We start from the raw sequence: 21,352 nt of genomic DNA on the forward strand, positions 1-21,352 counted from the left end.
GACCGGGAGTGTACGTTTGCCCGCACAATTCGGGGCTCGTCCGGCGTGCAAATCCCTGTGCCCAGGTGTCTGCGCCGGAAACAGACCGATGCGGGTTGATGCCGGGTCGGACAACCGTTTTGTGTGATGCCCATGAGTGATGTGACCCCCGGCACGCCCGTGCCTGCCGATGCCCCAGCGACCGTGGTGCCGGTCTTGCCCAAGAGCGACCTGAACCTGATCTGGATCGACCTGGAGATGACTGGGTTGAAGACCCAGAGCGACCGCATCATCGAGATCGCGGTGGTGGTGACGGACCCGCAGTTGACGGTGCGCGTCGAGGGGCCGGTGCTGGCGATTCACCAGTCCGACGAGGTGCTCAATGGCATGGACAAGTGGAACAAGGGCACGCACGGCAAGAGTGGGCTGATTGACCGCGTCAAGGCCTCGACGGTGACAGAGGCGGAGGCCGAGCACGCCGTGATCGCCTTTCTGAAGAAGTATGTGCCCACCAACAAGTCGCCGATGTGTGGCAATTCCATCTGCCAGGATCGGCGCTTTCTGGCGAATTACATGCCCAAGCTGGAGGCCTTTTTTCACTACCGCAATCTGGATGTGAGCACGCTCAAGGAGCTGGCGCGTCGCTGGCGTCCGGAGCTGGTGAGCGGTTTCAAGAAGGCTCAAAAGCACACGGCGTTGGCCGACATCCACGAGTCGATCGACGAGCTGGCGTACTACCGCACGCATTTCCTGATCGATGTGGCGCCTGTGGTGGAGGCAGCTACGGAGGCGGGGGCGGGTGCCGGGGAGGCCGCGTGAGCGAGCCAACGAATGACGCGCTGCGGGCAGTGATGCCGGCCATCGTGCGGTTTGCTCAGCCGGAGCACAGTGGGGTCATCGACCACCCCAAGCCGGAGCGGCTGCAACAGGGCAACCCGCGCAGGGAGACCTGGACGCTGTACGAGTCGGCCGATGGGCAGACAAGTGCGGGCATCTGGGCGTGCGAGGTGGGGCGCTGGCGCATCGTGTTTCCTGCTGACAAAGAAGAGTATTTCTTTGTGCTGAGTGGCCATGTGCGCCTGCACGATGCCGCGGGCGCCTGGGTGGACGTGCGTGCCGGGCAGGGGGCGGTGATCCCGGCCGGATTTGAAGGCGCGTTCGAGGTGATCGAGCCGGTGCGCAAGCACTTTGTGGTGGTCGATCGGGGTTGACCCCGGCGATGGCCCCGGCGCCGGAGGAGAGCGAGGGCCGAGCGGCCCAAGCCGCCTGAGCCTGCTGTGAGTGGCTCAGCGCAAAGGCCAGCGTGTCAGTTGCGCCTGCCAGGCCGTGACGGTGGCGACCAACCAGTCGCTCACGGTGCGCCCTTCGGCGGACAGGCCCAGCGCGCGGCCGGCTTGCTGCAAGGTGGCCAGTGGGTCTCCCAAGGACAGGGCTTCGGCGCCGTTCTGTTTGGACAGCTTTTCGCCATTGGCGCCGCACACCAGCGGGGTGTGCAGGTAGCGCGGCGTGGGCAAGCTCAGGCACTGTTGCAGCCAGAGTTGGCGCGGGGTGTTGTCGGTGAGGTCCTCGCCGCGCACGATGTCGGTGACGCCTTGCTCGCCATCGTCCACGACCACGGCCAGTTGGTAGGCCCACAGGCCGTCGGCACGGCGGATGACGAAATCGCCCACGGCCTCGGCCAGGTTCTGGCTTTGGGGGCCCAGGCGACGGTCGTGCCAGTGCCACAGGCCATCGGATGTGTCAGCGTGCGTCGGCACCCGCAGGCGCCAGGCCCGCGCGGGCTTGCCTTGGAGGCCACCGCGGTCGGGCCGACAGGTGCCGGGGTAGACGAGGTCGCCGTGGCGCGGTTTGCTCAGGCCCAGCGCGGCGTTGGCCTGAGCGATGTCGGAGCGGGTGCAGCCGCACGGGTAGGCGTGGCTGGCGGCCACAAGCCGGTCCAGTGCCGCCTGGTAGAGCGCGCCGCGCTGGCTTTGGAACACCGGGGGCGCATCCGGATGTAGGCCGCAGGCGGCCAGTTGCGACAGGATCAGGTGGTCGGCACCGGGCACGCAGCGTGGGGTGTCCACGTCTTCGATGCGCACCAGCCAGCGTCCGCCATGCGCGCGTGCATCCAGCCAGCTGGCCAGCGCGGCCACCAGGGAGCCCGCGTGCAGCGGGCCGGTGGGCGAGGGGGCGAAGCGGCCGATGTAGCCACCGGCGTGGCGGCCGAGATCCCGGTGGGTGTCGGGTGCGTGGGCCGGGAGGTCGCCGGAGGGGGGCGTGGCCAGGCTCACAGCAGCAAACCTCCGTGCAGGTCCATCAGGGCCTGGCGGGTGGTGGGGCTGCTGAGCTGGTGCAGCCACCAGGTCAGGGCCATGCCGGGCGGCGTGTCGCCTTGGCGCCAGGCGTAGTGAATGCGAGTGACGCGCGGGGGACCGCTCACGGCCTTGCTGACCAGTTGGCCACTGACCAGATAGGGGCGCACCATGGGCTCGGGCAGGAAGCCGCAGCCCAGGCCGCGCATCTGCGCTTCGAGCTTGGACGACATGGAGGGCAGGGTGAGCACGTCCTGTCCGGGCAGGATGCCGATGGTCATGGGCTCGATGCCGCGGGCGGTGTCGGCCACGGCGACGATGCGGTGCTGGGCCAGGGTGGTGGTGCTCAGAGGTTCTTCTGCCTGGGCCAGCGGGTGATGCGGAGAGACTGCCAGCACAAAGGGCACATCGCCCATGACCTCTAGCCGCACGCCGGGGCTGGTGATGCGGTCGCCCGGGATGCCGATGGCCAGATCGGCCTCGCCGGAGGCCAGAGCTTCCCAGGTGCCGTTCATGACCTCGCTGAGCATGCGCACGCGGGTGGGGGGCTTGAGGGCGTAAAAGCCCTCGATCAGGTCAAAGATGGCGTGGGGGGCGATCACCTTGTCGACCGCGATGGTGAGTTCGGCCTCCCAGCCGGAGGCCACCCGTTTGACCCGGTTGGCCACGGCGTCCATTTGTTGCAGCAGCAGGCGGCCTTCGCGCAGCAACTCTTCGCCGGCCGCGGTGAGGCTGGCCTGGCGACTGCGCCGGTCGAACAGCAGCACGTCGAGGGCGTCTTCGAGCTGGCGCACGCTGTAGGTCAGCGCCGAGGGCACCTTGCCCAGCTCACGCGCGGCCGCGGCAAAGCTGCCGGTGCGGGCGATGGTGTCCATCATCTGGAGCGCGTCGGGGGTGAGGGCGTGGCGGCGGTCGCTCATGGTATTGATTCAATTTGTTTGAATGATGCCATCAGTCGGGCGCAGCCGCGAAACGCCCTCAGGCTTCTACAGTGAGGCAAACGGATGCACACACCTTGAAGGAGCCTTGCCATGCTGACCTTGCGCCGATCTGAAGAACGCGGCTATGCCGACCACGGCTGGCTGCAGAGCTTCCACAGTTTCTCGTTTGCCGAGTACCACGATCCGGCCCACATGGGCTTCGGGCCGCTGCGGGTGATCAACGACGACGTGATCGCGCCGGGACGCGGCTTTGGCATGCACGGCCACCGCGACATGGAGATCGTGACCTATGTGCTGCAGGGCGCCATCTGGCACAAGGACAACCAGGGCAACGACGCCCGCATCGTGCCGGGCGAGGTGCAGCGCATGTCGGCGGGCACCGGCATCTTGCACAGCGAGTTCAACCAGGCGCTGTACGACCCCACCCACATGTTGCAGATCTGGATTCAGCCCTCGGAGCGGGGCTTGCGCCCAGGCTATGAGCAAAAAGGCTTTGCGGAAGGCGACAAGCGCGGACGTCTGCGGGTGGTGGCTTCACCGGATGGGCGCGACGGTTCCGTGACGGTCCATGCCGATGCGACGCTGCGTGCGGGTTTGTTTGATGGGGCCGAGCAGCTGGAGATGCCGCTGGATGCTACGCGCAAGACCTATGTGCATCTGGCGCGTGGGGCGTTGAAGGTCAACGGCCAGGTGTTGAAGGCCGGCGACGCCCTCAAGCTGGAGGGCGAAAGCCAGCTCACCCTGAGCCAGGGGACACAGGCCGAAGTGCTGGTCTTCGACCTGGGTGCCTGAGGAGCGCGCTTGAGCGTTGAGCCGTGTTTGGCAGCTCAGCTTTGCTGGGCTTCGAGCGTGTAGGCGGCGTGATCGTCCTGCCCGATGGTCTCGACCAGCCAGGGCAGGGCCACGGCCAGCTTGTCGTACAAGGTGTAGGGCGGGTTGATGATGAACATGCCGCTGCCGAACAGGCCGACGCCGTCGCGCTCGGCACCCTTGACGCGCAGGGTGGCGTGCAGCCAATCCACCTTGGGCAAGTCGGCGGCCAGTCGCTTGAGCTGGGCCGGGAACTGGATGGCTTCACGGCGTGCCACTTCGGGGTACCAGATGGCGTAAGTGCCCGAGTTGAACTTGGGGATGGCGTCCTTGAGGGTTTGCAGGACGCGGCGGTAGTCGTCCTTGTTCTCGTAGGGCGGGTCGATGTGGACCAGACCACGACGTGGCGGGGGCGGTAGGCAAGCTTTGAGGCTGGCGAAGCCGTCGGCACCCTGGATGCTGACGCCGCGCTTGACGCCGGCAAAGTGCGATTCCAGCAGCTTGATTTCGGTGGGGTGGAGCTCGAACAGGCGCAGGTGATCGCCTTCGCGCAGCATTTGCGCGGCCAGCTGCGGCGAGCCGGGGTACCACTTGAGCTCGTCACCATCGTTGAGCTGGGCGACCTGTTTGAGCAGGCTGCGCACGGCTTCGGGGATGGATTTGTCGCGGCGCATGGGCCACAGGGTGGCGATGCCGGAGGTGGATTCGCCACTCTTGGTGGCGTAGCCGCTGGTGAGGTCGTAGAGCCCCCCACCCGCGTGGGTGTCGATCACCCAGAAGGGTTTGTCTTTTTGCAGCAGGTGCTCAAGCACCTGCACCAACACCATGTGCTTGAGCACATCGGCGTGGTTGCCCGCGTGGAATCCGTGTCGATAACTGAACATGGGGCAAGCGTAGCGGGTTTATGGCCGCTTGCCTCATCTCGGATCTGACTTTTTTGGTGTGTTTGAGGGAGAGCTGGCCACAGCCCTCTGATTCAGGACGCCAGGAAGGTCTGCAAGGCCTTGACGGTGCTGTCCGGGTCTTCCTCCTGGGGCAGGTGGCCCAGCTTCGGGAATGTGACCAGCTTGCAGCGCGGGATGTCGTCGCAGAACTGCGCGCCCAGGTCCGGCGAGATCATCTGGTCGCGCTCACCCCACAGCACCAGGGTGGGCTGGACGATCCGGCGGATGAGCGGCGAGCTTTCGCCGAAGGTGGCCTGGTCCATGCGTTGGAACAGGGCGCGGCGGTTGCCCACGCGCAGGTTCAGCTCGAAATAACGGTCGATGCGCTCCTGGGTGACCCGTTCGGGTTCACCGAACACGCTGCGCAGGCTCGCGGCCATGAGGGGGCGTGGCAGGATCCGCTCGGAGACCCAGCGCAGGCCTCGCATGCTGGCGATCTGGAAGCCGATGGGCATGGACAACACCGAGGGCTGGTAGCCGTCGGCATCGATCAGGACCAGTTTGTGCACGCGCTCCGGCGCGAGGATGGCGGTTTGCCAGGCGATTTCACCACCCAGGGCGTTGCCGGCGAGCACCACCTGCTTGATCTCCAGCGTGTCGAGCAGGCGCAACACGAAGCGGGTGTACACCTCGATGCGGTAGTCACCCTGGGGGCTGGGGCCGGTCAGGCCGAAGCCGGGCAGGTCGACGCTGATGACGCGGCGCTGACCTTGCAGGCGGCTTTGCCAGCCTTCGAAGCTGTGCAAGCTGGAGGACATGCCGTGCAGCAAGAGGATGGGCTTGGGGTCGTTGCGGGGGCCGGTGTCTCGGATGTGCACCTGCATGCCATCGAGCTCGACAAAACGCGAGGGCTCGGGTGCCCAGCGGGCGACGAGTTCACCCAGTTGCCGGTCGGGCTCCCAACTCCAGGCCACGGCGCCCGCCAACACCAAGGCCAGCACGACGGCTGACCACCACACACGTTTGAACCAGTTCATGTGCGCATCATGCCTGCTGGGCGGCGGGTGCACGGGTGACGCGGGCGATGAAGTCGCCGCAATGCTGCAAGGTCTGGCGGGCCTCGGGCAGCATCAGCATGGTGGGCCACACATGGGGCATCTTGGCCTTGAGGTGCAGTTCGCTGCGCACGCCCTGGGCGAGGGCGCGCTCGTGCAGACGGGTGGCGTCGGACAGCAGGATTTCGTGCTCGCTGGCGTGGATCATCAGCGGGGGCAGGCCGTGCAGGTCGGCAAACAGCGGCGAGGCCAAGGGGGTGGTGGCGGGCTGGCCGGCCAGGTAGAGGGCGGCCGCCTCGGGCAGGGACTCTGGGTTGAACATCACATCGACATCGGCCTTGCTGCGCATGGTCTCGCCCGAGCAGGACAGGTCGGTCCAGGGGGAGAACAGCACGGCGGCAGCGGGCATCGGCAGGTCTTGCTCGCGGGCGGCCAGCATGCAGGCCAGGGCCAGGCCACCGCCGGCCGAGTCGCCCGCGAACACCACTTCGGCCGGGTTGAAGCCCTGGTCCAGCAGCTCCTTCCACCAGGCCACGGCATCGTTCACCGCGGCGGGGAAGACGTGTTCGGGCGCCATGCGGTAATCGACCGAGAGCACGCGGGCCTGGGCGGTGCGCGCCAGGTAGGCGCAGGTGGGGCGGTGGGTGTCCAGCCCGCAGAAGAAGTAGCCGCCGCCGTGGAAGTACAGCACGGTGCGCTGGGGGTGGGCCACACTCAGCCATTCGGCCGAGCACAGGCCGGCGCCGGTGCGCCCCGCCAAGGGAGTGTGGGCGATGTCCTTCGGTGTCGGTGGGTTGCGTTGGGCCACCTTGCTGACCATGTGCCGCGCTTTGTGAACATTCAAGGGGCCCCGTCCCGCCCGTTTGAACTGGTAGCGCAGGACGAGGTTGGTGATGACGGCTTGGATGCTCATGCGCGGACGACCCGTGAGTGGAGGGTTTACGTTTTGACAATAAATGTTGTCAAACTATAAGCTGACAATAGAGTTTGTGAATATAGGTCTTCCCATGGACGTCAGCCTGCCCGATACCCCCCCCTTGAACAAGCGTCGCTATGGCGGCGTGCTGCCCGAAGAGCGCCAGCGTCTGCGCCGGGCCAAGCTGATTGAAGGGGCCATCGAGGTGTTCGGGACCAAGGGCTTTCATGGCGCCACGGTGCGCGAGGTCTGCGTGGCCGCACACCTGACCGAGCGCTATTTTTACGAGTCGTTCAAGACCTTGCCGGAGTTGTTCCTGGCGGCCTACAGCGAGTTGCGTGAGCAGTTGATGGCCTTGACCTTGGCCGCGATGGCGCAGCTGCCTCGCTCTTCCGATCCGCTGGAGATGCTGGCGCCGGCAATGCGGGTGTTCCTGGTGTTCATCCGCGATGACCCCCGGCGCGGGCGCATCATGCTGGTGGACTCGCTGGCTGTGAGCGACGAGGTGGCCGCCATGAGCGGCGCGACGGCGCGCGACTACTCCGCCTTGCTCAAACAGCATCTGACCCGCCTGTTGCCGCCCGAACAGCTGGAGGGCATCAGCCTGCCTTTGCTGGCCGACGGCATGATCGGGCTGAATGTGCTGCTCGCCGCGCGCTGGATGCAGCATGGCTTTGCCGAACCGATCGACAAGGTGGTGCGCACCAATTTGCTGCCCTACCAGGGGTTAATGCATTTGGCCAAATGCAAGAAGAGCGAATAAGCGTTAAGGTCAGGGGCATGCAAGAACATGTTCCTGAGCTGATGGGGTGGCTGGAGCGCCACCCGGTGTCGTATACCGTGCTGGCCCTGGCCGCGTGGATCACGCTGGCGTGGGGGGCCAATTGGTTGACCCGGCACATCCTGCTGCGCAGTGTGAACCGGGTGTTGAAGTCCACCACGCTGGCGCAGGACCCTGAGGTGAGGGCGCTGCGGGTGATCTCGCGCCTGGCGCATGTGGTGCCTGCGCTGGTGCTGACCTGGGGTATCCAGGCCGTGCCGGAGTTGCCGGAGCCCGTCGTCACGGTGGTGCAGAACGTGTGTGGCGCCTTCATCGTGCTGACGGTGGCGCTGGCGCTGGCCAACCTGCTGGACCTGGCCAACACCGTGTGGCAACGCCGGCCTGATGCGGCACAGCGCCCCATCAAGGGCTATGTGCAGGTGGTCAAGATCGTCGTCTATGCGCTGGCGGTCATCCTGATGATCGCCACGCTGGTCGACCGCTCGCCCCTGATCCTGCTGTCGGGGCTGGGCGCGATGGCGGCGGTGCTGATGCTGATCTTTCAGGACACGCTGCTGTCGCTGGTGGCCAGCGTGCAGCTCAGCTCGAACGACATGGTGCGGGTGGGCGACTGGATCCAGATGCCGCAGATCGGAGTGGACGGCGGCGTGGTCGACATTGCCCTGCACACGGTCAAGGTGCAGAACTGGGACAAGACGATCACCAACATCCCCACCAAGCGGTTGATTTCGGACTCGTTCCGCAACTGGCGGGGCATGACGGAGTCGGGCGGGCGGCGCATCAAGCGCAGCGTGTACCTGGACCAGCAGAGCATCCGTTTCTTGAGCGAGGCCGAGGCACAGGCGCTGAGCCGTTTCGATGTGCTGACCGACTACCTCGTCGCCAAGGAGGCCGAGTTGGCCGAGTGGAACGCACGGGCGCCGGGCAGCGAGCGCGATGTCGTGAACCGCCGCCGAGTCACCAATGTGGGCATCTTTCGGATGTATGTGGAGCGCTATCTGCGCCGCCAGCCTGGCATCCATCAGGGCATGACGCTGATGGTGCGCCAGCTTGATCCGACCTCGGATGGGCTGCCGATGGAGATTTACTGCTTCACGAACACGACCGAGTGGGTGGCCTATGAGGGCATCCAGTCGGACATTTTTGACCACCTGTTGTCGATCTTGCCCGAGTTCGGCTTGCGGGTGTTCCAGCATCCGTCTGGCGCTGATTTGCGCACGATGGTGGGGGCTACTCCGGCACCGGCAGCATCAACGGCGCCCGACATCGCACCCGAACGAGCGCCGGCGATGGCGGCTAGGCCAACGCCTTAAGCAGCCGGTGCCTTGGGGGTGAGTTGTGCACCCAGGGCTTCGCGGGCGTCGAACACGAAGCAGTCGCCCTGCCAGTGCGCGCCGTCCGTCAGCTCGAAGTACTTGAGGATGCCGCCTTCGAGTTGGTAGACGTGGTCGATGCCGGCCTCTTGCATGTAGAGCGCGGCCTTTTCACAGCGGATGCCGCCGGTGCAAAAGCTCACCACGGTCTTGCCGGCGAATTCGTCCTTGTGCGCCTGCACGGCGTCGGGGAATTCGCTGAATTTGTGGATGCGCCAGTCCACCGCGCCCTCGAAGGTGCCGTAGTCCACCTCGAAGGCGTTGCGCGTGTCCAGCGTGACGACGGGGCGGCCCTCGTCGTCGTGGCCCTGGTCCAGCCAGCGCTTGAGCACGGCTGGCTCGACCGCCGGGGCGCGCCCGGTGTCGCCGCGCTCGTCCGGGCGGATGGTGGGGTGGTTCATGCGAATGATCTCGCCCTTGACCTTCACCAGCAGCTTCTTGAACGGCACCGTCTCGGACCAGCTCTCCTTGGGGGCCAGGTCCGCAAAGCGGGGATCCTGGCGCAGCACGTCGACCCAGCCGCGCACCGCTTCACCGGGGCCGGCGAGGAAAAGATTGATGCCCTCCTCGGCGATCAGCACCGTACCTTTGAGGTCGCGCGCCTGCGCTTCGGCATGGAGTCGATCGCGCAGGGCGGGGGCGTCGTTCAGGGTGACGAATTGGTAGGCGGAGATGTTCAGGACAGGACTCATCCCCGCATTGTAGAAACTCAGGGCTGCTCGCGCAGGCCGAACTGGCGCACCAGGCGGGCGCGCTGGGCGGGCAGGAAGTTGATGCGTTTCACATCTCCACCGGTCGCGGCAATGACCCGCTTGTCCATGATGGCAAACCAGATGGGCGGCACATAGGCGGCCAGGAACATGCCGAAGTAGCCCGAGGGCAGCGTGGGCAGGTCGGGGTAGTTGCGCAAGGACTGGTAGCTGCGGGTCGGGTTGGCGTGGTGATCCGAGTGGCGTTGCAGGTGGAACACGATCAGGTTGGAGATGATGTGGTTGCTGTTCCAGGAGTGGTGAGGCTCGCAACGCTCGTAGCGACCATCGGGCAGCTTGCGGCGCAGCAGGCCATAGTGTTCGATGTAGTTGGCCGAGGTCAGCTGGAAGGCGCCCCAGAATGCGACCACCGCCAGCACCGGCACCATCTTCGGGCCGAAGGCGGCGATCAGACCGCCGTACAGCGCGAGCGTCATCAGGCCGGCCTGGATCATTTCATTGTTCAGGCTCCAGGGCGACTGGCCTTGGCGTTCCAGGCGTTCGGTCTCCAGATTCCAGGCGCGGAAGAAGGCGCCGGGCATCTCGCGCAAGACGAAGCGGTAGATGGTCTCGCCCATCTTGGAGGAGGCCGGATCCTCGGCGGTGGCCACGTGGCGGTGGTGCCCGCGGTTGTGCTCGATCGAGAAGTGGCCGTAGCCGCCCAGCGCCGAGTTGAACAGACCGATCTTGCGGCCCAGCCAGTCCTTCTTGTGGCCCAACTCGTGGCTGAGGTTCAGGCCAAAGCCCAGCATGGAGCCCGTGATGATGGTGGTGGCCAGCCAGGCCATCCATGACAGCTCATGCGTGGCCACGAAGATGCAGTTGAACAGCAGGCTGCCCCACAGCACGGGCACCACGGCATAGTTGATCCAGCGGTAGTAGCGGTCGGCCTCCAGTCGCGGCACCACGGATTCGGGCGGGTTGCTCAGGTCTTCGCCCAGCAGCCAGTCCAGCACGGGGATGGCACCGTAGAAGAAGGCTATGGCCACGAAATACCAGGCTTCGGAGGTGGCGCCCATCAGGTGCGCCACCGGGCCGATGGTGACGCCCGCAGGGCCGACCACCGATAGCAGCCACATCAGGCGTTTGCGGTCGCGGTAAGCAGGTTGTTGGTCGGTGGGAAGGGGCAGGGCAGCGCTCATGCAGATGTCTCCTCGGTGGGTTGGAACCATGGACACATCTTGCGTTTTCGGCTGGACGTGCAACACCGTTTGCGCTGGCACAATGTCGTCATATTGTGACAATGGCGCCGCGCTGAAACGATGTCGATGCACCCGCCAGACAACTGGCTCCAACCCTCGCTGCACCCGGTCTACGTGCGCCTGTTGTGCGCCGAGTTGCGGCGTCGGGGCTTCAGCGAGACCGAGATCCTGCAGGGCACGCGTTTGAGCTGGCACGATCTGCATGCCAGCAACCTGTTCCTGAGCCTGGAGCAGGTGCGCCGCGTGGTGCTGCGCGCCCTGGCCTTGAGTGATTGCCCGTGGTTGGGGCTGGTGGTGGGGCAGAGCACGCAGTTGTCCGCCCACGGTGCTCCGGGGTACGCGGCCATGGCCGCCCGCGATGTCGGGCAGGTGCTGATGGTGATGCAGCGTTTTGTGGCGCTGCGCCAGCGCGTGGCCCACTTCGACGTGCAGACCGAGGGCGGGCTGGCCCTGCTGTTGCGAGAAGACCTGGTGGCCGATGAGTTCCGGACCTACCTCATGGGGCATTTCGCGGGGGCCATGGTCCGTCTGATGGAAACCATCACGGGGCAGGATCTGCGCGCGCGTGTCACCATCCATTGGCCCTTTGAGGCGCCGGCGTGCGCGCAGGCCTACCGCGAGTTCTGTTCGCAGTGCAGCTTTGGGGCGCCGGCCTTGCGCATTGAGCTGCCGGTGGACCTGCTGACCTGCCCCAGTCTGGCGCCCGATGCCGAGGCCTACCGCGTGGCCTGGCGCGATTGTGAGCGCTTGCTCACGCAGCAGGAGCAGGGCAGCGTGACGTCGCGCGTGCAACAGCGTTTGGTCGCCTGTGAGGGGCAGTACCCCACGCTGGAGCAGATGGCAGAGATCGAACACGTGTCGGCCCGCACCCTGATCCGGCACTTGCGCGAAGAGGGCGTGACCTACCAGCAACTGCTCGACGGTGTGCGGGAAGAGCTGGCCTGCTGGCTGCTGGTGCAAACGCCCCTGAGTGTGGAGGCCGTGGCCGAGCGACTGGGGTATCAAGACACCTCCAACTTCAGCCGGACCTTCCGGCGCTGGCTGGGCGTGACGCCGCGTGAGTTTCGGGGTGCGACCGACAGTCTCTGACAGTCTCTGCGGATTGAACTGATCCGTGAGGCCCAGGCTTCTTACAATGCCCGGATGCCTTTCGTTCACCTGCGCTCCCACTCCGAATATTCTGTTGTTGACGGCACCGTCCGCATCGATGACCTGGTCAAGGCCGCGGCCAAGGATGGCCAGCCCGCCGTCGCGGTCACGGACCTGAGCAACCTGTTCGGGGCGCTCAAGCTGTACAAGAGCGCGCAAAAGAAGGGCGTGCAGCCCATCATCGGCGCGGATGTGTGGCTGGAGCCTGAAGAGCCGGGCAAGGCGCCTACGCGCTTGCTGCTGCTGATCCAGAACCGTCAGGGCTATCTGCGCCTGTCGGAGTTGCTGGGCGAGGCCTGGACGGCGCCGGGGCAGCGCACCCACGCCTGGGTGCACTGGGCGTCGCTGTGTGAGCGCAACGAGGGGTTGATCTGCCTGTCGGGGGCGGAGATGGGGCTGGTGGGGCAGGCGCTGTCGCATGGCGATGTGCCCAAGGCCGAGGCCCAGGCGCGCAAGCTGGCGGCGGCCTTTCCGAATCGCTTCTACATTGAGCTGCAGCGAAGCGGGCACGCGACCAACGAGCCCTACATCCGCGCGGCCGTGCCCCTGGCCGCCGGGCTGGGCCTGCCCGTGGTGGCCACTCACCCGATCCAGTTCCAGGAGCCCGATGATTTCGAGGCGCATGAGGCGCGCACCTGCATCGCCGAGGGCGAAACCCTGGGCAACCCCAAGCGCATCAAGCGCTTCACGCGCGAGCAGTATTTCAAGACCACGGCCGAGATGGAAGCGCTGTTTGCCGACATCCCCTCGGCCATTGCCAATACGGTGGCGATTGCACGCCGCTGTGCGCTGACACTGGTGCTGGGCAAACCGCAGCTGCCCAACTTCCCGACGCCGATCATGCCCAACGGCGAGCCGCAGCCCATGGAAGACTACTTCCGTGAGCTGTCGCACGAGGGTCTGGAAGAGCGCTTGCTGCACCTGTATCCGGACGAGACCGAGCGCAACGCACAGCGCCCGACCTATGTGGAGCGCCTGGACTTCGAGATCAACACGATCTTGAAGATGGGCTTTCCTGGCTACTTCCTGATCGTGCAGGACTTCATCAACTGGGCCAAGAACAACGGCTGCCCGGTGGGCCCGGGCCGGGGCTCGGGGGCCGGTTCGCTGGTGGCCTACGCGCTCAAGATCACCGACCTGGACCCGCTCAAGTACAACCTGCTGTTCGAGCGCTTCCTGAACCCGGAGCGGGTCTCGATGCCCGACTTCGACATCGACTTCTGTCAGGGCAACCGCGACCGCGTCATCGACTATGTGAAGGACCGCTACGGGCGCGATGCCGTCTCGCAGATCGCCACCTTCGGCACGATGGCGGCCAAGGCGGCCTTGCGCGACGTGGGGCGCGTGCTGGGCATGGGCTACGGCCATGTGGACAGCATCGCCAAGCTGATTCCAGCGCCGCCCGGCAAGTCCGTGACGCTGGCGCGCGTGCCCGAGAACCCCGACAGCGGCGTGATCTACGCCCGCAAGGAAGCCCCCGAGCTGGAAGAGCGCGAGAAGGCCGAGGAAGAAGTGGCCGCGCTGTTGGAGCTGGCCATGCGCGTGGAAGGCATGGTGCGCAACATCGGCATGCACGCGGGGGGCGTGCTGATTGCGCCGGGCAAGATCACCGACTTCTGCCCGCTGTACATGCAGCCGGGCAGCGACTCGGCCGTGAGCCAGTACGACAAGGACGATGTGGAAGCCATCGGCCTGGTGAAGTTCGACTTTCTGGGCCTGGCCACGCTGACCATCCTGGAGACGGCCAAGGAGTTCATCATGGCCCGGCATCCGGACCAGAAGGACTTTGACTTCGCCAAGATCCCGCTGAACGATGCGGCCACCTACCGGCTGTTGTCCGAGGGCAAGACCGTGGCGGTGTTCCAGCTGGAATCGCGCGGGATGCAGGGCATGTTGCGCGACGCCAAGCCCAGCCTGTTCGAGGACATCATCGCCCTGGTGGCGCTGTACCGTCCGGGCCCGATGGACCTGATCCCCTCGTTCTGCGCCCGCAAGCACGGCAAGGAAGAGGTGACCTACCCGCACCCGCTGATGGCCTCCGTGCTGTCGGAAACCTACGGGATCATGGTCTACCAGGAGCAGGTGATGCAGGTGGCCCAGCGGGTGGGGGGCTACTCGCTCGGCGGCGCCGACATGCTGCGCCGCGCCATGGGCAAGAAGAAGGCCGAGGAGATGGCCGAGCACCGGACCATTTTCTCGGCCGGTGCCGCCAAGAATGGCATCAGCAAGGAGCTGGCCGACGAGATCTTCGACTTGATGGAGAAGTTCGCGGGCTACGGCTTCAACAAGTCGCACGCGGCCGCGTACGCCTTGCTGGCGTATCACACGGCCTGGCTGAAGGTGCACTACACCGCCGAATTCTTCGCAGGCAACATGACGATTGCCAGCGACGACACGGACAAGCTCAAGATCTTCCATGACGATGCCACGCAGAACTTCGGCATCACCTTCACGCCGCCCGATGTGAACCAGGGCGCGTGGCGCTTCATCCCGCTGGACAACAAGACCATCTGCTACGCGCTGGGTGCGGTCAAGGGGACGGGGCAGGGCGCCATCGAAGCGCTGGTGCGCGAGCGCACGGAGAACGGACCGTTCAAGAGCTTCTTTGATTTCTGCGCGCGGGTGGACCGCAAGCAGGTCAACAAGCGGGTGGTCGAGGCCTTGATCAAGGCGGGCGCTTTTGACTCGCTGGAGCCGCATCGCGCCGGCCTGCTGGCCAGCGTGGGCCTGGCCTTCGAGTATGCCGACACCTTGCTGGCCAATGCCGACCAGGGCGGCTTGTTTGACTTTGGGGACAGCCATGCGGCGTCCACCAACGAGCCCGATCTGGTGCCGGCCGAGCCGTGGACCTTGAAAGAGCGCCTGGGCCTGGAAAAGACCGCGATTGGTTTTTACCTGTCGGGCCACCTGTTCGACGAGGCCGAGCCGGAAGTGCGTCGCATCGCGCGGCAACGCATTGGCGACCTGAAAGACAGTCGCGAACCCCAGGTGGTGGCGGGCATCATCAGCGAACTGCGTGTCATCAATGGCACGCGCGGCCGGGTGGGCCTGTTCAAGCTGGACGACAAGAGCGAGACGATTGAGGCCGTGGCCAACCAGGACACGCTGGACGCCAACAAGGAGCTGCTCAAGGACGACGAGCTGGTCATCATCACCGGCAAGGTCCAGACCGACCGCTTCTCAGGCGGGCTGCGCCTCAACGTTCAGTCGGTGATGAGCCTGGCGGCGGCGCGCTGTCGCTATGCCCGCTTCGTGCGCCTGACCGCGCGCGACCAGAAGCTGCCGGTGGACGAGCTGCTGCGCGAGTTCCCGGCGCGGCGCGTCGCGGCCCCGCAGCCGGATCTGCCCGATACGCATCAAGGCCTGAGCCTGCGGGTGGTGATCGAGCGGCGCACGCCCGAGGTGTCGGCGCGCGGTGAGCTGGACCTGGGCGATCAGGCCAAGGTGTATCCCAGCGATGCGGCGCTGTTGCGACTCAAGGAGCTGATGCCCGACGCCCAGGCCACCGTGGTCTACGGCGAAGGCTGAGCGCTGATCGCTGGCGCATGAAAAAAGGCGTGTCCTGGTGAGGACACGCCGTCAAAAGATGGGCCGGCACGCCCACCGTCGCACATCCGCTGGTGGCGGATCAGAACTGATCGTCTTGCAGGGCCAGGGTGCTGATGGCGCCGTTGATCACGCGGTCACGCCAACTGTTGGCTTCGACCAGCACGTGGTACTGGTAGTGGCGTGCGGTGATGACCTTGGCGCTCAGGAAAGCATCGTCCTGGCCGTTCTCGTTCAGCTGGCGCTGGGCAGCTTCGGCCGCGCGGTTCATCAACCAGGCACCCAGCACGGTGCCGCAGAGCTTCAGATAAGGCACGGCCCCCGCGGCGGTGGCCGCCGGGCTCTGGTTGGCACGGGTCAGAATCCACTCAGTGGCTTGTGACAGGGCTTCGAGGCCGCGTTGCAGGCTTTGTCCCAGGGGCTGCAGCACGGGATCGCCGCTGCCGACCTGACGCTGTGCTTCGGCCGAGACCGTGTGCAACAGCGCCTTCATCGTCACGCCATCGTCGCGGATCAGCTTGCGCCCGATCAGGTCGTTGGCCTGGATGCCGGTGGTGCCTTCGTAGATGGTGGTGATGCGGGCATCACGCACGTACTGCGCTGCGCCGGTCTCTTCGATGAAACCCATGCCTCCGTGGATCTGCACGCCGTCTGCGGTGATGCCCTGGGCGTTTTCCGTGCAGCAACCCTTGACGATGGGGATCAACAGATCGACCAGCGCCTGGCTCTTGACCCGCGTGGCCTCATCGGCGTGGCTGTGCGCGCGGTCCATCTGGGCGGCCGCGAAGTAGGCCAGGGCACGCATGGCCTCGGTGCGGGCCTTCATGTCCATCAGCATGCGGCGCACATCGGGGTGGCCGATGATGCCGCGGCTGCCTTCGCTCAAGGTGCGGCCTTGCACACGGTCGATGGCATAGGCGCGGGCACGCTGGTAGGCGCGCTCGGAAATGGCCACACCTTCCAGGCCGACGTTGAGCCGGGCGTAGTTCATCATCGTGAACATGTAGCCCAAACCCTTGTGAGGTTCTCCGACCAGATACCCGATGGCGCCAGGTCCGTCGCCAAAAGACATCACGGCCGTGGGGCTCGCATGAATACCCATCTTGTGCTCGATGGACGCACACACCAGGTCGTTGCGCTCACCCAATGAGCCATCGTCGTTGACGAGGAACTTGGGACACACGAACAGCGAGATGCCCTTCACGCCCGGGGGCGCATCGGGCAGGCGGGCCAGCACCAGATGGACGATGTTCTCGGCCATGTCGTGCTCACCCCAGGTGATGAAGATCTTGGTGCCGCTGATGCGGTAGTGATCCCCTTCCGGGACGGCGCGGCTGCGGATGGCCGACAAATCCGACCCGGCTTGTGGCTCGGTCAGGTTCATCGTGCCGGTCCACTGACCCGACACCATCTTGGGCAGGAATCGCTGCTGCAGCGCGGGGCTGCCGTGATGCACCAGGGCTTCGATCGCACCCAGGGTCAACATCTGGCACAGCGAGAACGCCATGTTCGACGACTTCCACATCTCCAGCACGGCGGTCGAGACCAGCGTGGGCAGACCTTGACCCCCGAACTCGGGCGAAGCGGGCATGCCGTTCCAGCCGGTTTCACAGAAGGCCGCGTAGGCCTCCTTGAAACCGTCGGCGGCGGTCACGACGCCGTTGTCCCAGCGGGCACCTTGTTGGTCACCCGGCCAGTTCAGCGGATCGAGCACGCCGGTGGCGAAGCGCGAGGCCTCTTCCAGCACCGCTTCGACCAGGTCGGGCGAGGTTTCTTCGAAACCGGGCTGGGCGCAGATCCCCTCCAGCCCGGCCACCTCCTTCATCGTGAACAACATGTCACGGACGGGGGCGTTGTAAGTCGACATGGCAATCGTCTCTCAGTCAAACAGTCAAACAATCCATCAGTGGGCGCTGGCAGCTGCGGCGCCGATGCCGGTTTGCGCACGCACGTTCTGGTCACGGTAGCCCGAGACGTCCACAGCAGCACGCGCGCTCTTATCCGTCACCGAGAACAGCCAGGTGAAGAAGAAGGCCAGCGGCATGGAGAACAGCGCAGGTTGCTCGTACGGGAACACGGCATGCTCGAAGCCCAGCACCACCACCCACACAGCCTTGGACAGCACCACGAAGGTCACCGCCGACACCAGACCGACGATGCCGCCGATCAGAGCGCCACGCGTGGTCAGACCCTTCCAGTAGATGGACAGCACCAGCACGGGGAAGTTGGCCGAGGCAGCGATGCCGAAGGTCAGGCCGACCAGGAAGGCCACGTTCTGCTTCTCGAACATGATGCCCAGGATCACGGCAACCACGCCCAGACCGATGGAGGCGATCTTGGAGACGCGCATTTCGTCGGCTTCCGAAGCCTGGCCCTTCTTGATCACGCGGGCATAGATGTCGTGCGCAATCGACGAGGCACCCGCCAGCGCCAGACCCGAGACCACCGCCAGGATGGTGGCAAACGCCACGGCCGACAGGAAGCCCAGGAACAGGTCGCCACCGACGGCCTTGGCCAGGTGCATGACGGGCATGTTGTTGCCGCCCAGCAGCTTGCCGCCGATCTCACCGTTTTCGAAGAACTGCGGATCTTTGCCCACGATCACGATGGCAGCCAAGCCCAGCAGGCACACCACGATGAAGAACAGGCCGATGAAGCCGCTGGCCACGAAGACCGACTTGCGGGCTTCCTTGGCGTTGGGCACGGTGAAGAAACGCATCATGATGTGCGGCAGGGCAGCGGTGCCAAACACCAGGCCCAGCGACAGCGACACGGCGGTCACCGGATCGGCCAGCAGGGTGCCGGGGTGCATGATGGCGGCGCCGTCCTTGTGGGCGTCCACCGCGCTGGCAGCCAGCGTCTCGATGCTGAAGCCGAAGTGGCTCATGGCCAGACCCAGCATCAGCAGACCGCCGGACAGCAGCAGCACGGCCTTGATGATCTGCACCCAGGTGGTGGCGATCATGCCGCCGAAGGTCACGTACACGACCATCAGCACACCGACCACGACCACGGCAATCGGGTAGTCCAGACCGAACAGCAGCTTGATGAGCTGACCGGCGCCGACCATTTGCACGATCAGGTAGAAGCACACCACCGTCAGCGAGCCAAACGCCGCGAAGGTGCGGATCGAGCCCTGATGCAGGCGATAGGAGGCGATGTCCGCGAACGTGAAGCGGCCCAGGTTGCGCATGCGCTCGGCCAGCAGGAACAGGATCACGGGCCAGCCGATGAAGAAGCTGATCGTGTACACGAAGCCATCAAAGCCGCGCAGGAACACCATCGAGCTCAGGCCCAGCAGGGTCGCGGCCGACATGTAGTCACCGGCAATGGCCAGGCCATTCTGGAAGCCGGTGATGCCGCCGCCGGCGGTGTAGAAGTCAGAGGTGGAACTGGTGCGCTTGGCCGCCCAGTAGGTGATGCCCAAGGTGAACAGCACAAAGACCAGGAACATGGCGATGGCCGTCATGTTGATGGGCTGCTTGGCCACCTGGCCGACGTCGCCGGGGCCGGCGAGGGCCACGCCCGCGCACAGCAACAGCAGGGCGCTCAGGGCGCCGGTTTTCATCAATGGCTTCATTTGGCGCGCTCCGCGATGGCGTGGGTCAGTTGGTCAAATTCGGTGTTGGCCTTGCGCACATACCAGCCGGTCAGCAGCCACGATCCGAGGATCAGGGCGGCGCCAATGGGCGCGCCGATGGTCAGGGTGCCACCTTCGAAGATCGTGGGGCTGAGCGCGTTGGGGGCAAAGGCCACGACCGCCATGAAGGCGTAATAGGCCACCAGGGTGGTCACCGACAGCAACATGGCCAGGCGGCCACGGCGTTGCACCAGTTGCTGGTAGGCCGGGTCAGCCTCCACGCGACGGTAGATCTCATTCGACATGGGTCTTCCTTGTGGGAGAGAGGGAGAGGAGGGTGCCGGTGGGCACCCGTGTGAAAGCAAGGCGCTTGGGGCGCTTACTCGATGGCGCTGGCCGACTTCACCTGCTGGCGCAGCACGAACTTCTGGATCTTTCCGGTGGACGTCTTGGGCAGCTCGCCGAAGACCACGCGCTTGGGCACCTTGAAGCGCGCCAGGTGCTGACGGCAGAACTCGATCAGCTCTTCCTGGGTCAGCTCATGACCGGGCTTGAGCTCGACGAAGGCGCAGGGCACTTCGCCCCACTTCGGATCGGGCTCGGCCACCACGGCGGCCGACATCACGGCAGGGTGGTGGAACAAGGCGTCTTCCACCTCGACCGACGAGATGTTCTCGCCACCGGAGATGATCACGTCCTTGCTGCGGTCCTTGATCTTGATGTAGCCGCTGGCATCGCGCACGGCCAGGTCACCGGTGTGGAACCAGCCGCCGGCAAACGCCTCGGCCGAGGCCTTCTCGTTCTTGAGGTAGCCCTTCATCACCACGTTGCCGCGGAAGCAGATCTCGCCAATGGTCACGCCATCGCAGGGCACCGGCTCCATCGTCATCGTGTCCAGCACGGTCACGTCTTCCTGCAGCGCGTAGGGCACGCCCTGGCGGCCGTTCAGGCGGGCACGGTCTTCGATCGGCAGGGCGTCCCACTCGGCGTGCTTGGCGCAGATGGCGGCGGGGCCATACACCTCGGTCAGGCCGTACACGTGGGTCAGATTGATGCCCGCGGCTTCGCAGCCTTCGATCACGGCGACCGGGGGCGCAGCGCCGGCGATCAGGCCGTTGACCGTGTGGTTCAGGCCGTCACGCAGCTTGGCCGGTGCGCTGATCAGCAGGTTGTAGACGATGGGGGCGCCGCACATGTGGGTGATGTGGTGCGCCTTGATCAGCGAGAAGATCACGGCCGGGTCGATGCGGCGCAGACACACGCTGGTGCCGGCGATCAGGGCCATCGTCCACGGGAAGCACCAGCCATTGCAGTGGAACATTGGCAGCGTCCACAGATAGGTCGTGTGCTGCGGCAGGTTCCACGAGATCACATTGCTGGCCGAGTTCAGGTAGGCACCACGGTGGTGGGTGACCACGCCCTTGGGGTTGCCGGTCGTGCCCGAGGTGTAGTTCAGCGAGATGGCATCCCACTCGTCACCCGGCAGGTACCAGGGGTGCTCGGGATTGCCTTCGGCCAGCAGGGCTTCGTAGGTGATCGAGCCCAGGTTCGCGCCGGGGGGCGCCGTCTCGTCTTCCACGTCCACCACGAGGATGTCCTTGCGCCCCAGCATGTCCAGGGCGGCGCGCATCACGCGGGCGAATTCGCGGTCGGTCAGCAGCGCCTTGGCTTCACCGTGCTCCAGCTGGAAGGCAACCGCCTCAGCGTCCAAGCGCGTGTTGAGCGTGTTGAGCACCGCACCGGTCATCGGGATGCCGAAGTGCGCTTCCAGCATGGCGGGCACATTGGGCAGCATCACGGCCACCGTGTCGCCGCGGCCAATGCCACGCGCTTGCAGCGCGCTGGCCAGACGGCGGCAGCGTGCGGCGGTCTCGGCCCAGGTCTGGCGACGCTCGCCATAGATGGTGGCCAGACGGTCCGGATAGATGGCCGCGGTGCGCTTGAGGAAGCTCAGTGGCGAAAGACTGACATGGTTCGCGGCATTTTTGTCCAAACCGGTTCCATAAGGGTTTATACTGATCATCACGGTCTCCATAGATTCACTGTCGCGCTGAGACACAGCGGGCCCGAAAGCCGGGCATGGCATGCCCTGT

The 21,352-nt window shown here is 65.5% G+C and carries 18 protein-coding genes; 7 read left to right on the plus strand and 11 right to left on the minus strand.

Annotation, left to right across the window (positions count from 1 at the left end):
- Positions 1-132: 132 nt before the first annotated feature.
- A complete protein-coding gene (gene orn, locus AC3WW4_RS05560) occupies positions 133-798 on the plus strand; it encodes an oligoribonuclease (protein WP_488827387.1) in 666 nt (221 codons plus the stop codon).
- On the plus strand, positions 795-1,190 hold the full coding sequence (locus tag AC3WW4_RS05565) for a cupin domain-containing protein (protein WP_488827388.1): 396 nt from the start codon (positions 795-797) through the stop codon (positions 1,188-1,190). Before orn ends, AC3WW4_RS05565 begins: the two co-directional genes overlap by 4 nt.
- Positions 1,191-1,265: 75 nt before the next feature.
- Here the strand turns inward: AC3WW4_RS05565 and gluQRS are convergent, their stop codons facing one another.
- Both gluQRS and AC3WW4_RS05575 read right to left on the minus strand, forming a co-directional pair.
- Positions 1,266-2,165 carry a tRNA glutamyl-Q(34) synthetase GluQRS gene (gene gluQRS, locus AC3WW4_RS05570; RefSeq protein WP_488829693.1) on the minus strand — a complete coding sequence of 300 codons (900 nt, stop codon included), beginning with the start codon at positions 2,163-2,165 and terminating at the stop codon, positions 1,266-1,268.
- An 83-nt stretch (positions 2,166-2,248) separates the two neighbouring features.
- Positions 2,249-3,193, minus strand: a complete 945-nt coding sequence (locus AC3WW4_RS05575) for a LysR family transcriptional regulator (RefSeq protein WP_488827389.1) — start codon at positions 3,191-3,193, stop codon at positions 2,249-2,251.
- A 111-nt stretch (positions 3,194-3,304) separates the two neighbouring features.
- Here AC3WW4_RS05575 and AC3WW4_RS05580 point away from each other — a divergent pair, with 111 nt between their 5' ends.
- Positions 3,305-4,006 carry a pirin family protein gene (locus AC3WW4_RS05580; RefSeq protein ID WP_488827390.1) on the plus strand — a complete coding sequence of 234 codons (702 nt, stop codon included), beginning with the start codon at positions 3,305-3,307 and terminating at the stop codon, positions 4,004-4,006.
- 35 nt (positions 4,007-4,041) lie between these two features.
- Here AC3WW4_RS05580 and AC3WW4_RS05585 read toward each other — a convergent pair whose 3' ends face one another.
- The 3 genes from AC3WW4_RS05585 to AC3WW4_RS05595 form a co-directional block, all read right to left on the minus strand.
- On the minus strand, positions 4,042-4,908 hold the full coding sequence (locus AC3WW4_RS05585; RefSeq protein ID WP_488827391.1) for a 23S rRNA (adenine(2030)-N(6))-methyltransferase RlmJ: 867 nt from the start codon (positions 4,906-4,908) through the stop codon (positions 4,042-4,044).
- A 92-nt stretch (positions 4,909-5,000) separates the two neighbouring features.
- Positions 5,001-5,945 (minus strand): alpha/beta fold hydrolase, encoded by a 945-nt coding sequence (locus AC3WW4_RS05590; protein ID WP_488827392.1) that lies wholly within the window; start codon positions 5,943-5,945, stop codon positions 5,001-5,003.
- Positions 5,946-5,952: 7 nt separating this feature from the next.
- Positions 5,953-6,876: an alpha/beta hydrolase gene (locus tag AC3WW4_RS05595; RefSeq protein WP_488827393.1), complete on the minus strand. Its 924-nt coding sequence runs from the start codon at positions 6,874-6,876 to the stop codon at positions 5,953-5,955.
- A 94-nt stretch (positions 6,877-6,970) separates the two neighbouring features.
- Here AC3WW4_RS05595 and AC3WW4_RS05600 point away from each other — a divergent pair, with 94 nt between their 5' ends.
- Positions 6,971-7,642, plus strand: a complete 672-nt coding sequence (locus AC3WW4_RS05600) for a TetR/AcrR family transcriptional regulator (protein WP_488827394.1) — start codon at positions 6,971-6,973, stop codon at positions 7,640-7,642.
- 17 nt (positions 7,643-7,659) lie between these two features.
- The gene (locus tag AC3WW4_RS05605; protein ID WP_488827395.1) at positions 7,660-8,973 is read left to right on the plus strand and encodes a mechanosensitive ion channel family protein; all 1,314 of its coding nucleotides are present in this window, start codon (positions 7,660-7,662) and stop codon (positions 8,971-8,973) included.
- Here the strand turns inward: AC3WW4_RS05605 and AC3WW4_RS05610 are convergent.
- Both AC3WW4_RS05610 and AC3WW4_RS05615 read right to left on the minus strand, forming a co-directional pair.
- On the minus strand, positions 8,970-9,725 hold the full coding sequence (locus tag AC3WW4_RS05610; protein WP_488827396.1) for a sulfurtransferase: 756 nt from the start codon (positions 9,723-9,725) through the stop codon (positions 8,970-8,972). The two genes, AC3WW4_RS05605 and AC3WW4_RS05610, sit on opposite strands and share 4 nt — an antisense overlap.
- Before the next feature lie 17 nt (positions 9,726-9,742).
- Positions 9,743-10,924: an alkane 1-monooxygenase gene (locus AC3WW4_RS05615; protein WP_488827397.1), complete on the minus strand. Its 1,182-nt coding sequence runs from the start codon at positions 10,922-10,924 to the stop codon at positions 9,743-9,745.
- A 126-nt stretch (positions 10,925-11,050) separates the two neighbouring features.
- On the opposite strand from AC3WW4_RS05615, the gene AC3WW4_RS05620 reads away from it, so the two are divergent.
- Together AC3WW4_RS05620 and dnaE are read left to right on the plus strand one after the other, a co-directional pair.
- Positions 11,051-12,073 carry an AraC family transcriptional regulator gene (locus AC3WW4_RS05620; protein ID WP_488827398.1) on the plus strand — a complete coding sequence of 341 codons (1,023 nt, stop codon included), beginning with the start codon at positions 11,051-11,053 and terminating at the stop codon, positions 12,071-12,073.
- Between the two features lie 54 nt (positions 12,074-12,127).
- Positions 12,128-15,661: a DNA polymerase III subunit alpha gene (dnaE, locus tag AC3WW4_RS05625; protein ID WP_488827399.1), complete on the plus strand. Its 3,534-nt coding sequence runs from the start codon at positions 12,128-12,130 to the stop codon at positions 15,659-15,661.
- Between the two features lie 100 nt (positions 15,662-15,761).
- On the opposite strand, the gene AC3WW4_RS05630 is transcribed toward dnaE, so the two are convergent.
- The 4 genes from AC3WW4_RS05630 to AC3WW4_RS05645 all read right to left on the minus strand — a co-directional run bounded on the left by AC3WW4_RS05630 (position 15,762) and on the right by AC3WW4_RS05645 (position 21,282).
- Complete coding sequence (locus AC3WW4_RS05630; protein WP_488827400.1) at positions 15,762-17,546, minus strand: acyl-CoA dehydrogenase; 1,785 nt, start codon at positions 17,544-17,546, stop codon at positions 15,762-15,764.
- A gap of 36 nt (positions 17,547-17,582) precedes the next feature.
- Positions 17,583-19,259 carry a cation acetate symporter gene (locus AC3WW4_RS05635; protein WP_488827402.1) on the minus strand — a complete coding sequence of 559 codons (1,677 nt, stop codon included), beginning with the start codon at positions 19,257-19,259 and terminating at the stop codon, positions 17,583-17,585.
- A complete protein-coding gene (locus AC3WW4_RS05640) occupies positions 19,256-19,564 on the minus strand; it encodes a DUF485 domain-containing protein (protein ID WP_488827403.1) in 309 nt (102 codons plus the stop codon). Before AC3WW4_RS05640 ends, AC3WW4_RS05635 begins: the two co-directional genes overlap by 4 nt.
- A gap of 74 nt (positions 19,565-19,638) precedes the next feature.
- Positions 19,639-21,282, minus strand: coding sequence for an acyl-CoA synthetase (locus AC3WW4_RS05645; protein WP_488827404.1), 1,644 nt, complete (start codon positions 21,280-21,282; stop codon positions 19,639-19,641).
- Positions 21,283-21,352 lie beyond the last annotated feature (70 nt).

Source organism: Aquabacterium sp. TM01 (assembly GCF_057808345.1).

Bases quoted from the DNA above. Each gene is read 5' to 3' on its own strand.
- orn (WP_488827387.1), top strand. From the start codon at position 133: ATGAGTGATGTGACCCCCGGCACGCCCGTGCCTGCCGATGCCCCAGCG.
- AC3WW4_RS05575 (WP_488827389.1), bottom strand. From the start codon at position 3,193: ATGAGCGACCGCCGCCACGCCCTCACCCCCGACGCGCTCCAGATGATG.
- AC3WW4_RS05580 (WP_488827390.1), top strand. From the start codon at position 3,305: ATGCTGACCTTGCGCCGATCTGAAGAACGCGGCTATGCCGACCACGGC.
- AC3WW4_RS05585 (WP_488827391.1), bottom strand. From the start codon at position 4,908: ATGTTCAGTTATCGACACGGATTCCACGCGGGCAACCACGCCGATGTG.
- AC3WW4_RS05590 (WP_488827392.1), bottom strand. From the start codon at position 5,945: ATGAACTGGTTCAAACGTGTGTGGTGGTCAGCCGTCGTGCTGGCCTTG.
- AC3WW4_RS05595 (WP_488827393.1), bottom strand. From the start codon at position 6,876: ATGAGCATCCAAGCCGTCATCACCAACCTCGTCCTGCGCTACCAGTTC.
- AC3WW4_RS05600 (WP_488827394.1), top strand. From the start codon at position 6,971: ATGGACGTCAGCCTGCCCGATACCCCCCCCTTGAACAAGCGTCGCTAT.
- AC3WW4_RS05605 (WP_488827395.1), top strand. From the start codon at position 7,660: ATGCAAGAACATGTTCCTGAGCTGATGGGGTGGCTGGAGCGCCACCCG.
- AC3WW4_RS05610 (WP_488827396.1), bottom strand. From the start codon at position 9,725: ATGAGTCCTGTCCTGAACATCTCCGCCTACCAATTCGTCACCCTGAAC.
- AC3WW4_RS05615 (WP_488827397.1), bottom strand. From the start codon at position 10,924: ATGAGCGCTGCCCTGCCCCTTCCCACCGACCAACAACCTGCTTACCGC.
- AC3WW4_RS05620 (WP_488827398.1), top strand. From the start codon at position 11,051: ATGCACCCGCCAGACAACTGGCTCCAACCCTCGCTGCACCCGGTCTAC.
- dnaE (WP_488827399.1), top strand. From the start codon at position 12,128: ATGCCTTTCGTTCACCTGCGCTCCCACTCCGAATATTCTGTTGTTGAC.
- AC3WW4_RS05630 (WP_488827400.1), bottom strand. From the start codon at position 17,546: ATGTCGACTTACAACGCCCCCGTCCGTGACATGTTGTTCACGATGAAG.
- AC3WW4_RS05635 (WP_488827402.1), bottom strand. From the start codon at position 19,259: ATGAAGCCATTGATGAAAACCGGCGCCCTGAGCGCCCTGCTGTTGCTG.
- AC3WW4_RS05640 (WP_488827403.1), bottom strand. From the start codon at position 19,564: ATGTCGAATGAGATCTACCGTCGCGTGGAGGCTGACCCGGCCTACCAG.
- AC3WW4_RS05645 (WP_488827404.1), bottom strand. From the start codon at position 21,282: ATGATCAGTATAAACCCTTATGGAACCGGTTTGGACAAAAATGCCGCG.